Raw genomic sequence first — 13,651 nt, forward strand, 5'->3', positions numbered from 1 at the left:
ACATGACGGCGAGGTGGAACGAGGGGGAGCGCGCGGGCACCGAGGTGGTCGCGCCGAAGCTGCGCGTCACCGACGTGAAGATGATCGCCCGGTTCAACGACCTCATGGGCGGTGACCCGTGGTACCAGTGGCAGGGCACGGCGCACTGGTTCGAACGGGTCGACGAGGCCACCCGGCGGATCCAGCCCTACCGCGACACGCTGCTGGCCGTGGCGCCGTTCAACGAGGCCGACAACAAGCTGCACGGCCTCGAGTCCGACGCCTCGATCCCCGGCTCGTCCTACGACCAGAAGTTCCTCTGGCTGTGGACGCAGACCGCGCGGCGGATCCGCGCGATCGACGGCAGCGTCCCGATCATGGGGCCGAACTGGGAGTTCTACCTGCCCTGGGTCGCGGGCCACCAGCAGCGGATGCGCGACTTCCTGCGCAACGCGATCGACACCGGCACCGTGCCGCAGCTCGTCGGCTGGCACAACCTCGGGCCCAGCCCCGGCGACGTGCCGGAGGCGTTGACGCGCTACTACCGGCCGCTGGAACGGGAGTTGGGCCTGCCCGCGCTGAAGGTCGTGGTCGAGGAGTACGGCCCGCAGACCGACGACCCGGCCACCGCGGGCAACTTCGAGGGCGTGCCGGGCACGGTCGTGAAGTACTGGGCGGACCTGGAGCGCTACGACGTCGACCACGGCGCCATGGCGATCTACACCAACCCCGGCCTGCTCGGGAACACCCTGCGGCGCGTCGGCGGCGGGGTGCTCCAGCCGAACGGCGGGTTCTGGATGATGAAGTGGTACAAGGACATGCGCGGCCTCAAGGCGCAGGTGAACCGCTGGGACGACACCGCGAACGGCCGCCGCTACCTCGGCGCGGACGCCGTGGCGGCGCGGGACGGCTCGACGCTCACCGTGCTGGCGGGCGGCGAGGACGGCCCGGTGGACGTGCGGGTGCGCGGGTTCGGCGGCCAGGTCCGGGTGCGCCTGGACACCACGGTGTGGGACAAGGACCCGAACGAGGCCAACCGGCGGGTCGACGCGGGCGGCGACCCGAAGTCGGGGACCTATAACGTGTTCGACAAGACGATGACCGTGGACGGCTCGGGGAACCTCACCGTGCCGATCCGGCGGATGAACCGCTACGACGGGTACCGGATCACCGTGTCGCCGGTCGGGCCGCCGGACGCGTACCCGACGAAGTACGAGGCGGAGTCGGCCCAGGTGGTGCACGCCGTGCGGCACACGGGATCGGCAGCGTCCGGTGACGCCTACATCGGCGGCATCGACCACGCGGACAGCGCTCTGGTGTTCGGAGTGGACGTTCCCGCAGCGGGGATCTACATGATGACCGTGCGGTACGCCAACGGCACGACCTCGCGGTCGACCCACCCCGTGACCGTGAACGGATCGGGTCAGGGCGAGGTCGGGTACCCGCCGACACCGGGCGGGTGGGCGAACGCGGAACTGGGCACGGTGACCAAGCGGCTCGCGCTGCGGGCCGGGCGCAACGAGGTCCGGCTCGCGAAGGGGGCGGGGTACGCCGAGGTCGACTACGTCGACGTGCGCCCGGACACCCACCGGTACGAGGCCGAGAACGCGGCGGTCACGGCGGCCAGACCCACGCCGTACCGGGCGGACTACCTGCCCGACTACGTGGGCGGCATCGACCAGGCGGCGAGCCAGGTCGCGTTCACCGTGGACGCGCCGGTCGCGGGCACCTACCGGGTGGACATCGGGCACGCCAACGGCACGGCGGCCACGGCCGAGCACTCCGTGCTGGTGAACGGGGTCGAGCGCGCCGTCGCGAGCTACCCGCCGAGCGGCGGGTGGCTGGACGGCGAGGCGCACGACCGGGCGACGAAGGTGGTGTCGGTGTCGGTCGCGCTCCCCACCGGCACCAGCGAACTGGTGCTGCGCAAGCGAACCGGCTTCGCCGAGCTGGACTGGATAGCGGTCCGGCTCGCCTGAGGAACCGCTGAGCCCGTCCGCGGCGGGCGGGCTCAGCGGCGCACCGGCGCGGTGCTGCCCCGGACGATCAGGTTCGTCGCCAGCTCGGCCCGTGGGGCGGCGAGCTTCTCGCCCCGTATCAACGAGAGCAGCATCCGGGTGGCGAGCGCGCCCATCTCCCGCAACGGCTGCCGGACCGTCGTCAGCGGCGGCGCGGTCCACGGGGCGAACGGCAGGTCGTCGAAGCCGACGACGCTGACGTCGTCCGGGACGCGCAGCCGGTGTTCGTGCAGCGCCTGGTACGCGCCCAGGGCTTGCAGGTCGCTCCCGGCGAACACGGCCGTGGGCGGGGTGCTCAACTCCAGCAGGGCCTTGGTCTGGAGGTAGCCCTGCTCGTGGCGGAAGTCGCCGTAGCGCACCAGCCGCGGGTCGTACGGCAGCCCGGCCACCTCCAGCGCGTTGCGGTAGCCCGCCACGCGGGCCTTGGTGCAGAGCAGCTGCTCTGGCCCGCCGATGACCGAGATCCGCTTGTGCCCCAACGACAGCAGGTGCTGCACGGCCGCGTAGCCGCCGTGCCAGTTGGTCGCGCCGACCGACGGCACCGCCGGGTCCGGCCGTCCCACGGCGTCGACGAGCACGTACGGGATGGACAGCCGGTCCAGCTCGGTGCGCTGCCTCGTGCTGAGGTCCGAGAGCACGAGGATCACCCCGCGCGATCCCCTGGCGGCCAACGACTCCAGCCAGCCCTTGCCGGGCGTCGGGTCGGCGTGCACGGCGGTCAGCACGAGGTGCATCCCGTGCTCGCGCGCCACCTCCTCGGTGCCTGTCAGGATCTCGGTCGCCCACGAGCTGTCCAGCTCGTTGATCACCAGGTCCAGCAGCGCGGCCGTGGACCGCCGCGGCTTCGGCTTCGTCTTGACCGGGCGGACGTAGCCCTGCTCGACCACGATGCGCTCGATCTGCTCACGGGTCCGCGCGGACACGTCGCGGTGCCCGTTGAGCGCCTTCGACACCGTCGGCACGGACACCCCCGCCAACTCGGCGATGTGCGCCAACGTCGTGCGTTCGTCTGCCACGCCGGGACCATACAACAGTCGGACTTTCGGAGCCCTGAACTGCGCTGTTAGGGAGATTTTCCGAAAGTCCGGAATGTTTCGGAGCCGAAACGTTGACCCTTGCGAAGGCCCGTTCCTAGCGTGACGCGGCACACGAACGCGGAGGAAGTGGAACCCATGGGTCAACGGAGACACCGCCTGCTCGCCGTCGCCGCGGCGGCGCTGTTGGGACTGGTCGCGGCGTGCGGCACGACGGCGGAGAAGACCACCGGACCGGCCGAGCTGACGTTCTGGACGTTCCTCGACAACAGCGCCGAGGTCGGGATGTGGAACCAGGACCACCCCGACGTCCGGGTCAAGGCGGAGAAGGTCCCGGCGCAGGACTACTACGCCAAGCTCCAGGCGGCGGTGAAGGCGGGCAACGCCCCCGACGTCGCGCTGGTGGAGTACCAGTTCGTGCCGTCGATGATCGCCTGCGGCTGCCTGGCCGACCTGAAGGGCAAGGTGCGCGACGACCTGGGCGACCACTTCCCCGAGTGGGTGTGGAACCAGGTGGCCCAGCAGGGCGGGGTCTACGGCGTCCCGCAGGACATCGCGCCCATGGGGCTGTTCTACCGCACCGACGTGTTCGCCCAGTACGGCCTGAAGGTGCCCGTGACGTGGGCGGAGTACGCGGAGCAGGCGAAGAAGCTGCACGAGGCCGACCCGGAGAAGTACCTGGCCACGTTCGCCACCAACGAGGCGGGCCAGTGGGCCGGGCTCGCCTGGCAGGCCGGTGCGCGCTGGTTCGGCACCGAGGGCGACAAGTGGACCGTGTCGATGAACCCGCCGCAGTCGCGGCCGGTCGCCGAGCTGTGGCAGGACCTGGTCGCGAAGAAGCACGTCAAGGCGGAACCGGACTTCAGCACCGGCTGGGTCAGCGACCTCACCAGCGGCACCGTCGCCAGCTGGGTCGCGCCGGTGTGGGCGGGCTCCTACCTCAAGGGCAGCATGGCCGCCAGCGCGGGCAAGTGGGCCGTGGCCCCGATGCCGCAGTGGGACCCGGCCAAGCCCGCCGTCGGCAACTGGGGCGGGTCGGCGATCTCCGTGACCAGCGGCAGCAAGCACGTCGACGCCGCCGCGGGGTTCGTGCAGTGGCTCAACACCGACCAGCGGTCGGTGAACTCGCTCATCACGAAGTCCTCGATCTTCCCGGCCGACAAGGCGGGGTTGCTCGACCAGTCCTTCTCGAAGCCGCAGGAGTTCTACGGTGGCCAGAAGGTCTACGAGGTCTTCGCCGAGGCCGCCAAGCAGGTCGACCCGGACTTCGCCTGGGGACCGACGATGACGACCGCGTTCCCCGCGTTCACCGACGAGTTCGGCAAGGTCGCGAACGGCGAGCAGACCGTGTCGCAGGCGCTGGACCGGTTGCAGCAGCGGACGGTCGAGGACATGGGCAAGCAGGGCTTCCAGGTCCGGACGTCCCCGTGACGACGCTCGCCCCGCCACCGGTCGCCCGGCCCGCTCCTCCGGCTCCCGCGCTCACGCGGCGCGGGCGCCGGAGGGTGGCGCCCTACCTGTTCCTGCTGCCGTTCCTGCTGGTGTTCACCGCGTTCTTCCTCGTGCCGATCGGGGTCGCGGTCCAGCAGAGCCTGTTCCAGCCGCGCCGGACCGGACTGCTCGGGCGCACGACGGACGTGTTCGTCGGGGTGGCCAACTACCTCGACGTGCTCGGCGACGCGAAGTTCCTGGAAGGCCTGCTCCGGGTGCTGGCCTACGCGGCGCTGACCATCCCGCTGATCATGGTGCTGGCCACCGCGCTGGCCCTGGCGCTCGACTCGGCACTCGTGCGGTTCCGCAGGGTGTTCCGGCTGCTGGTGTTCCTGCCCTACGCGGTGCCCGCGGTGATCGCGACCCTGCTGTGGGGGTTCTTCTACCAGCCGCAGTTCAGCCCGATCGTCCGGCTGCTCGGGTCCGCGAGCCCGGACTTCCTCAACGGCGGCACCGTCCTGCTGTCCATGACCAACATCGCCGCGTGGGAGTGGGTGGGCTACCACGTGATCATCGTGCTGGCCGCGCTCCAGGCCATCCCCACCAGCGTCCACGAGGCCGCGCGGCTCGACGGCTGCGGCGAACTGGCGCTGGCGGTGCGGGTGAAGCTGCCGATGGTCCTGCCTGCCATCGGGCTCACGCTGCTGTTCTCGCTGATCGGCGCGTTCCAGTTCTTCAACGAGCCCACCATCCTCAAGCCGCTGTCCTCGACGATCACCAGCTACTACACGCCGAACGTCTACGCCTACCAGAAGGCGTTCGCGGAAGGGCAGTCCGGCTACGCGGGCGCCGTGGCCGTGTCGCTGGCGCTCGTCACGTTCCTGTGCAGCCTCTACTTCCTGCGGCTGGGCCGCAGGCGCGGGGTGATCTGAGATGGCCCGCCTCCGCGTGCTGCCCACCTACGTCCTGCTCGTCGTGTCCTGCGCGTACTTCGCGCTTCCCCTGCTGTGGCTCGCGCTGTCGGCCACGAAGGGGCGGGACGAGCTGTTCACCACGTTCGGCTTCGCGCTGCCGGAGCGGTTCGCCCTCGTGGACAACATCCGGCAGACCCTGACCTACGAGAACGGCATCTACCTGCGGTGGACGGGGAACACCCTGCTCTACGCGGGCGGCGGGGCGCTCGGCGCGACGGCGTTGGCCGCGACCGCCGGGTACGCGCTGGGCAAGTTCCGGTTCCGCGGCTCGGGCGCGGTGTCGTGGGCGATCATCGGCGCGGTGCTGGTGCCGACGACCGCGCTCGCGCTGCCGCTGTACTTCCTGATGTCCTCGGTGGGGTTGCAGAACACGCCGTGGTCGGTGTTCCTGCCGAGCCTGGTGTCCCCGCTGGGCGTCTACCTGTGCAGGCTCTACGCGGCCTCCTCCGTGCCGGACGAGGTGCTGGAGGCCGCGCGGGTGGACGGCGCGTCGGAGTGGCGGATCTTCCGCACCGTCGTGCTGCGGATCATGGCCCCGATCCTGGTCACCGTGTTCCTGTTCCAGTTCGTCGCGATCTGGAACAACTTCTTCCTGCCGCTGGTGATGCTCAACTCCCGCGAGCTGTTCCCGCTCACCCTTGGCTTGCAGGACTGGAACACCCAGCCGCAGGTCGGCAACCAGGTGATCTTCCACCTCGTCGTCACCGGCGCGTTCCTCGCGGTCGTCCCGCTCGTCACCTGCTTCCTGCTGCTCCAGCGCTACTGGCGGCAGGGGCTCACCGCCGGAAGCGTCGTCGCCTGAGAAGAAAGGTCCCTCCCGTGACCTCGACCGCGAACCGCCACGTCGACCTCAGGGTGGCGGTCAACCCGGTGCTGCCCGGCTTCCACCCCGACCCCTCGATCATCCGCGTCGACGGCGAGTTCGTCGTCGCCACCTCGACGTTCCAGTGGTTCCCCGGCGTGGCGCTGCACCGCAGCACCGACCTCGTGGACTGGGAGGCGCTGCCGCACCCGCTCACCCGCCGGACGCAACTGGACCTGCGGGGCGTGCCGGACTCCGGCGGCGTCTGGGCGCCGGACCTGTCCTTCGTGGACGGTCTGTTCCACCTCGTCTACACGACCGTGCAGGGCTACAACGTCGACGGCTTCTACGACACGCCGAACTTCCACGTCAGCTCGCCGTCGCTGCGCGGACCGTGGTCCGACCCGGTGCCCCTGCACGCCAGGGGTTTCGACCCGGCGCTCTACCACGAGGACGACCGCACCTACCTGCTGTCCGTGCAGTGGGACCACCGGCCCGCGCGGCGGCGGTTCGCGGGCATCGTCGTGCAGGAGTTCGACAGGTCCGCCAGGAAGCTCGTCGGTCCCGCGGAGGTCGTCTTCACCGGCACCGAACTGGGGGCCACCGAGGGGCCGCACCTCTACCGCAAGGACGGCTGGTACTACCTGGTCGTCGCCGAGGGCGGCACCGGCTACCAGCACGCGGTGACCGTGGCCAGGTCCCGGCTGCTGACCGGACCGTACGACCCCGACCCCGCGGGCCCGATGCTGACCAGCGCGCGTCGACCGGACCTGCCGTTGCAGAAGGCGGGCCACGGCTGCCTGGTGGCCGACGAGGACGGCCGCTGGTACCTCGCCCACCTCACCGCCCGGCCGGTCGACGAGGCCGGGCACTGCGTCCTGGGCCGCGAGACCGCCGTGCAGGCCGTGCGGTGGACCGACGGGTGGCCGCGGGTCGACGGCGGCGTCCCGGCGACCACCGTCGCCGTGCCCGAGCACTACCCCAGCACTCCCCGGCCGCCGCAGAGCACCGGCTTCCACACCACCGAGCTCGGACCGCAGTGGCAGACGCCGCGCCGCGCGCCGGACCCGTCGTGGCTGTCGCTGGGGGAGCGGCCGGGCGTGCTCCGGCTGCGCGGCGACCAGTCCCCGGCCAGCAGGCACGACGTGAGCCTCGTCGCCCGCAGGCAGACCTCGGCGCGGGCCGGGTTCACCGCCGTCGTCGACACCCGTCCCACCAGCTACCAGCAGATGGCCGGACTCCTGCACTACTACGACTCGTCGCTGTGGCACTGGCTGCACGTCACGCACGACGAGCGGTACGGCCGCTGCCTGGCCGTCCTGACCTGCGACCTCGGCACCCTGCGCGACCCGCTGGCCGGTGTGGTCGTGCCGTGGCCGGACGAGGGCCCCGTCCGGCTGCGCGCCGAGGTCGACCGGGCGGAGCTGCGCCTGCACGCGGCGACCGCCACCGGCCCGTGGCGGCGGATCGGCCCCGTGCTCGACGCGACCCTCGTGTCGGACGAGCACGCGGCCCGGTCCGCCGTCGCGGGCGGCGACGGAACCCCCGTCGAGGGGTTCACCGGAGCGTTCTTCGGTGTCTGCGCCACCGACCTCACCGGGCAGCGCCTGGTGTGCGACGTGCTCGACACCGCCATCACAGGATGACCGGAGAGGAAACGTCCACAATGGATCAACGACGACCATGGCCGAGGCGGCTGGTGGCCGCCGCGGCGGCGCTCGCCCTGCTCGCGCTGCCGGGAACCGCGACCGCGGGCCAGAACCTTCCGCCGAACAACCAGATCAGGATGTTCGTGGGCCAGGACAGCGACACGCTGTCGGACTACAAGCGCGACGTGCTCAACGCCGGCCTCGGCGCACCACAACCCGGCGGTGTCACGCTGTACACGAACCTCGTGATGGGCGGGAACCCCGGACCCCTGGGCGGCATGTACGGGCCGGTGAACTACGGCTCCGGCACCGTCGACTTCCCCCGCACCCTCGCCGAGTTCCCCGGCGCGTCCCTCGCCGTGGGCCTCTACCTGTCCGACTCCTCGTCGGGCTGCGGCAACCAGCCGCTGCGGGCGATCATCGGTCGCAACGACGCCGACCTCACGCCCGCGCTGGTCTCCCAGTACCGGCAGAAGGTCGACGAGCTGGTCACCAAGCTCAAGTCGTACGACCGCGAGGTGTTCCTCCGCATCGGCTACGAGTTCGACGGGCCGTGGAACTGCTACAACGCCGACTTCTACAAGCAGGCGTTCCGCTACATCAAGGGCCGCATCAACGCACTCGGCGCGAACCGGATCGCCACCGTGTGGCAGTCCGCGGCGTGGCCGGTGGACGAGCACACCGGCAACCCCGAGTGGAACTACGTCGTCACGGCGGCCAACCACTTCGACGTCTGGTACCCCGGCGACGACGTGGTGGACTGGGTGGGCATGTCCGCGTTCTACGGCGCGAGCTACGGCCAGTACCAGTGGTCCTGCCGCGGCCCGAACGTCAGCCCGCGCGCGTTGCAGGACCGGGTGTTGGGCTTCGCCCGCGGCCACGGCAAGAAGGTGATGATCGCCGAGGCCGCCCCCCAGGGCTTCACCACCGGCTCCAGGACCGGAAGCTGCATCTTCGCCAAGAACCCCCAGCCGGTCAGCGGCCAGACCATCGTCGACGTCTGGTTCAACGACTTCTTCTCCTACGTCGCCGCGAACTCCGATGTGATCCGCGCGGTCGCCTACATCAACACGAACTGGGACTCCCAGGCCCTGTGGCAGTGCAACGGCGCCCCGGCCGGGCAACCCGGCTGCGCCAACGGCTACTGGGGCGACTCGCGCGTGCAGGCCGACCCGACCGTGCGGTCGCGGTGGATCTCCGAGATCCGCAAGCGCCAGTACGTCAACGGGACGGTGTGACGTGCGCGCGCTGATGGCGGCCCTGCTCGTGCTCGCCGCGACGGCGGCGCCCGCGCAGGCGGCCGTGAGCAGGCAGCTGTTCGTCGGGCAGAGCAACGTGGCCGCGTGGCAGGACGTCACGGGCAGCACCAGGGCGAACCCTGCGGGTGGGTCGGTCTACTACGGCGTGCGCGACGGCGGGTTCGCGGGCCAGTCCGGCAGCTCCTCGCACCTCCAGTACGCGGACTTCCTCACCGGCCAGGGCAAGGCGGTGCAGGTCGGCATCAGCTGGAAGGACTACCCACCGGCCTGGGACGGCAACCCCGCCACGCAGCTCCAGGCGTCGCGACAGGCCACGGTGGACATCGCGAACGGCAGGTACGACAACCAGTTCCGCGCCCTGACCGACTACGTCAACGCCCACCGCGGCTCCACGTTCCTGCTGCGGCTGGACTACGAGGTCAGCAGCGCGTTCCACTGCGTGAACGGGACGGACTGCTCCTCCTACCGCAACGCCTTCCGGCACTTGGTGTCCCTCGTCGACTCGCGGACGTCGGGCGGCTCGAACGTGAAGTACGTGTACCACCCGGTGCGCGGCGAGTTCGACAAGCTCTACCCCGGTGACGACGTGGTGGACCAGGTCGGGCTCAGCGTGTTCAACCAGGACCTCTGCCAACCGTTCTGGGAGAACGGCACCGCGTACTGGAACGGCCAGCAGAACACCGCCAACCGCACGTGCAGCGGGTACTACGACGACATCGTCAACGGCAACCGCAACGCCATCAGGCACGAGTACCCGGTGGACCTGAACGTCCTGCGGATGCTGTGGTGGACCAAGCAGCACCGCAAACCGATGGTCCTGTCCGAGGTCGGCGTGCAGCGCATGAGCGGCGGCCTCACCGGAGAAGGCCTCCAGTCCGACAACGACTACCGGTGGTTCGTCGACCGGCTGACCACGCTGCTCGACTACCGCGGCCCCATCCCCAACGGGGTGATCGACGGCAGGCAGACCGACTTCGTCGGCACGGGCTACGACCTGTCCGACGTCGTCACGGCGGTGGTGTTCATCGACCTGGACTGGCGCTACGGCTTCGACGGCAAGGTCGGCGCCACCCCGCCGTTCGCGTTCCCCTCCACCTCCGGGTGGTACGTGAACTCGTTGGTGAGCAGGTACACCCAGGGCCGCGGCGCGTTCTGCGCGATGCTCGCGGCGGGCTTCACGACTCGCTGCGCCTGAGATGTCGTGGGTGGAGGCGCCGCTTCCACCCACGACACGCGTTCGAGCGCTCACAGGGACGGATGGTGACCCCCGCACCAACTGGGTCGACGAGGTCGCCCCGTCCGACGGTGTCTCGCTCGACCCGCGCCGATCCCCCGAACGGCACAACAGGCTGCCCTTTACGCTGGTCGACGGCTGTCCTAGTCTCAGTGTGACTAGTGGAGGTGTCACCGTGACTCTCGCCGACCACGGGGTCGCCCGCGTCTCCCACGCGACCTCACGCCGCCAAGTCCGCTGATGATCGCCCGCCAGGTCCTCGACGAACCGCGACGCCGCGGTCGCGTCGAGGTGGCGCCACGACCTCTGCGGACCGCGTCCGGACTCCGCGGTCGTCGGGGCGATCAGCTCCGCAGCGCCATCCCCATGCCCGCAGAGCCCAGGGCCTCTGCGAGAACCACAGCGGCGGACTGAAGGGCCCGCTGACAACCAAGGAGGTCAACGATGACCCTCGCGGTCGAAGAACCCCGCATCCAGCAGGTCGTGGGCGGCTTGAGCCGCAAGCTCCTCATCAACGGCGAGTGGGTCGACGCCGCGTCGTCGCGGACGTTCGAGAGCCTCAACCCCGCCACCGAGGACGTGCTCGCCTCGGTGGCCCACGGCGAAGCCGAGGACGTCCAACGCGCGGTCAAGGCGGCCCGCGCGGCGTTCGAGCACGGCTCGGCGTGGCGGTCCATGCCGCACGGGCAGCGCGGCCGGATCATCCACAAGATCGGCGACCTGATCCTCGAACACCTGGAGGACTTCGCGCTGCTGGAGTCCCTGGACAACGGCAAGCCCTACGCGGTGGCGAAGGCGGCGGACGTGCCGCTGGCGGCGGACCTGTTCCACTACATGTCCGGCTGGGCCACCAAGGTCGAGGGCAGCACCATCCCGATCTCCGCCGCGCACCCCGACGCCTACCTCGGGTTCACGCTGCGCGAGCCGGTCGGCGTGTGCGCGCAGATCATCCCGTGGAACTTCCCGCTGCTGATGGCGGCGTGGAAGCTCGGCCCGGCGCTGTCGTCGGGCTGCACGATCGTCCTCAAGCCCGCCGAGCAGACCCCGTTGTCCGCGCTGCTGCTGGGCGAACTCGCGATGCGGGCCGGGCTGCCGCCGGGCGTGCTCAACATCGTGACCGGGTTCGGCGAGGCGGGCGCGGCGCTGGCGGCGCACCCGGACGTGGACAAGGTCGCGTTCACCGGCTCGACCGAGGTGGGCAAGGAGATCGTGAAGGCGGCCGCGGGCAACCTGAAGAAGGTCACCCTGGAACTCGGGGGCAAGTCGCCCAACGTCGTCTACGCCGACGCCGACCTCGACAAGGCCATTGCCGGGTCGGCCAACGCGATCTTCTTCAACCAGGGCGAGTGCTGCGTGGCCGGATCCCGGCTCTACGTCGAGGAACCCGTCTACGACCAGGTTGTCGAGGGCGTCGCCGAGATGGCCCGCAACATCACCGTCGGCAACGGCCTGGACGAGGCCACCGACATGGGACCGCTGGTGTCGCAGGAGCAGTTCGACCGCGTCACCGGCTACATCAGGTCCGGCCGGGAGGAGGGGGCCGAGATCCGCGGCGGCGACCGGGTCGGCGACCGCGGCTACTTCGTCGCCCCGACCATCCTCACCGGCACCCGCGAGGAGATGACCGCCGTCCGCGAGGAGATCTTCGGCCCGGTCGTCGCGGCGGCCCCGTTCAACGCCGAGAAGGACGTCCTGCCCGTCGCCAACAACACCAGCTTCGGCCTAGGGGCGGGGGTGTTCACCCGCGACATCGGCAAGGCCTACCGCACCGCTCGACGACTGCGCGCGGGCACGGTGTGGGTCAACACCTGGAACGTCTTCGACGCCACCCTGCCGTTCGGCGGCTTCAAGCAGTCCGGGTGGGGCCGCGAGATGGGCGCGGCGGTGTTCAACAACTACATGGAGACCAAGACCGTCATCACCGACCTGAGCTGACGGCCGTGGTCGTGGCACGCCCCTGAACCAGGGGCGTGCCACGTGCTCTTAGCCGAAGGTGAAGTCGTAGGCCTGGACGCTGCCGCTGAACGTCAGTTCCACGGTCTGCCGTTTCTGGTCGGTCTCGGTGACCAGTGTGTACAGGTTCGGCGTGCCGGAGATGGTGACGCTCTTGGTGGGGCCGCCGTTCACGCTGACCTTGACCGCTCCCTGACCCGACAGCACGAGGTTGAGGGTGCGTGCCTGGTAGTTCAGGCGCATCGACGACCCCTCAGCAGGAGTGGCTTTCTCGTAGTCGACCGCCCACATGCCGTTCAGGGCCAGCTTGTCGTCGGGGAGCGACGAGGGGAACGAGTACGCCTTCGGCTTGTCGTCCTCGACGGTGCCGCCGACCAGGGCTTTCTCGATGTCGTTCGCGCCCAGGTAGGTCTCCGGTGTCATGCCCGCGGCGTCGGGGGTGGTGTCGGCCAGGGTGGTGGAGGGTGGGAGCTTGACCGTGGGGTTGGCTTCGGTGAGCAGGGTGCGGATGAAGTTTTCGGTGCGGTCGTATTCGCCTTCGCCGAGTTTGATGTTGCGGACGGTGCCGGTGGCGTCGATGAGGTAGCGGGCGGGCCAGTAGCGGTTGCGGTATTGGGTGAAGGTGCTGGTCTGGTTGTCCAGGCCGACGGGGTATTGGATGTTCTCGCGGGTGATGGCGTCGGCGACGTTGTCGGCGTCGCGTTCGAAGGTGAACTCGGGGGTGTGGATGCCGATGACCTGGAGTCCGGCGTCGCGGTAGGTGCGGTCCCAGTCGGTGATGTGGGGCAGGGTGCGTTGGCAGTTGACGCAGGCGTAGGCCCAGAAGTCGACCAGGGTGACTTTGCCCTTGAGTTGGGCGATGGTGGTGCCGGGGGAGTTGAACCACTGCTGGATGTTCTTGAACTCCGGCGCCGGCCCGCAGTCCTGCAAGGTGGCGGCCTGGTTGGTGGTGCAGTTCGACAGTGCGGAGTTCTCCTTGTTGGTCAGCCCCGACAGTGCGGGCTGGAACGCTTGGTTGTTCTCCACTTTGTCCTGCAACGATTGTGTGTAGTTCGGGACGGCGCGTTGGATCAGGTCGGTGACGTTGAACAGCAACGCGAACGCCAACAGGACCATGACCACGCCGCCGACGCGGCGGACGGTGGTCTGGTTGCGGCGCACCCAGCTGATCCGCTCGCTGACTCGGCGGCCGGCCAACGCGAACAGCAGGAGGGGGGAGGGCGGCGCCGATGGCGAAGGAGATGGTGAGGGCGATGGTGTCCCAGCCGATGTTGCCGGTGGCGCTGGCGACGGTGATGGCGGCGAGTACGGGTCCGGC

10 protein-coding genes are annotated in these 13,651 nt (G+C 70.0%); 8 read left to right on the forward strand and 2 right to left on the reverse strand.

What is annotated here, in order from left to right; all coding sequences use genetic code 11:
• On the forward strand, window positions 1–1,958 hold a 1,958-nt coding region (locus tag ACFWW9_RS42760), incomplete at its 5' end, for a CBM35 domain-containing protein (protein WP_390388802.1).
• Window positions 1,959–1,990: 32 nt separating this feature from the next.
• On the opposite strand, the gene ACFWW9_RS42765 is transcribed toward ACFWW9_RS42760, so the two are convergent.
• Window positions 1,991–3,013 carry a LacI family DNA-binding transcriptional regulator gene (locus tag ACFWW9_RS42765; RefSeq protein ID WP_390388804.1) on the reverse strand — a complete coding sequence of 341 codons (1,023 nt, stop codon included), beginning with the start codon at window positions 3,011–3,013 and terminating at the stop codon, window positions 1,991–1,993.
• Between the two features lie 156 nt (window positions 3,014–3,169).
• On the opposite strand from ACFWW9_RS42765, the gene ACFWW9_RS42770 reads away from it, so the two are divergent.
• The 7 genes from ACFWW9_RS42770 (at window position 3,170) to ACFWW9_RS42800 (ending at window position 12,315) form a co-directional block, all read left to right on the forward strand.
• Complete coding sequence (locus ACFWW9_RS42770) at window positions 3,170–4,462, forward strand: ABC transporter substrate-binding protein (protein ID WP_390388805.1); 1,293 nt, start codon at window positions 3,170–3,172, stop codon at window positions 4,460–4,462.
• Window positions 4,459–5,394: a carbohydrate ABC transporter permease gene (locus ACFWW9_RS42775; protein ID WP_390388807.1), complete on the forward strand. Its 936-nt coding sequence runs from the start codon at window positions 4,459–4,461 to the stop codon at window positions 5,392–5,394. Before ACFWW9_RS42770 ends, ACFWW9_RS42775 begins: the two co-directional genes overlap by 4 nt.
• A 1-nt stretch (window position 5,395) precedes the next feature.
• A complete protein-coding gene (locus tag ACFWW9_RS42780) occupies window positions 5,396–6,238 on the forward strand; it encodes a carbohydrate ABC transporter permease (protein WP_390388808.1) in 843 nt (280 codons plus the stop codon).
• 17 nt (window positions 6,239–6,255) lie between these two features.
• Complete coding sequence (locus tag ACFWW9_RS42785) at window positions 6,256–7,884, forward strand: glycoside hydrolase family 43 protein (protein WP_390388810.1); 1,629 nt, start codon at window positions 6,256–6,258, stop codon at window positions 7,882–7,884.
• Window positions 7,885–7,904: 20 nt separating this feature from the next.
• On the forward strand, window positions 7,905–9,125 hold the full coding sequence (locus ACFWW9_RS42790; RefSeq protein WP_390388811.1) for a hypothetical protein: 1,221 nt from the start codon (window positions 7,905–7,907) through the stop codon (window positions 9,123–9,125).
• Between the two features lies 1 nt (window position 9,126).
• Entirely contained in the window at window positions 9,127–10,341 is a 1,215-nt protein-coding gene (locus ACFWW9_RS42795) for a hypothetical protein (RefSeq protein WP_390388813.1), read from the forward strand.
• A 483-nt stretch (window positions 10,342–10,824) separates the two neighbouring features.
• Entirely contained in the window at window positions 10,825–12,315 is a 1,491-nt protein-coding gene (locus ACFWW9_RS42800) for an aldehyde dehydrogenase family protein (protein WP_390388814.1), read from the forward strand.
• 48 nt (window positions 12,316–12,363) lie between these two features.
• Here the strand turns inward: ACFWW9_RS42800 and ACFWW9_RS42805 are convergent, their stop codons facing one another.
• On the reverse strand, window positions 12,364–13,494 hold the full coding sequence (locus ACFWW9_RS42805; RefSeq protein ID WP_390388815.1) for a redoxin domain-containing protein: 1,131 nt from the start codon (window positions 13,492–13,494) through the stop codon (window positions 12,364–12,366).
• Window positions 13,495–13,651 lie beyond the last annotated feature (157 nt).

The sequence above is a fragment of the Umezawaea sp. NPDC059074 genome (assembly GCF_042738955.1).
Taxonomy (GTDB): domain Bacteria; phylum Actinomycetota; class Actinomycetes; order Mycobacteriales; family Pseudonocardiaceae; genus Umezawaea.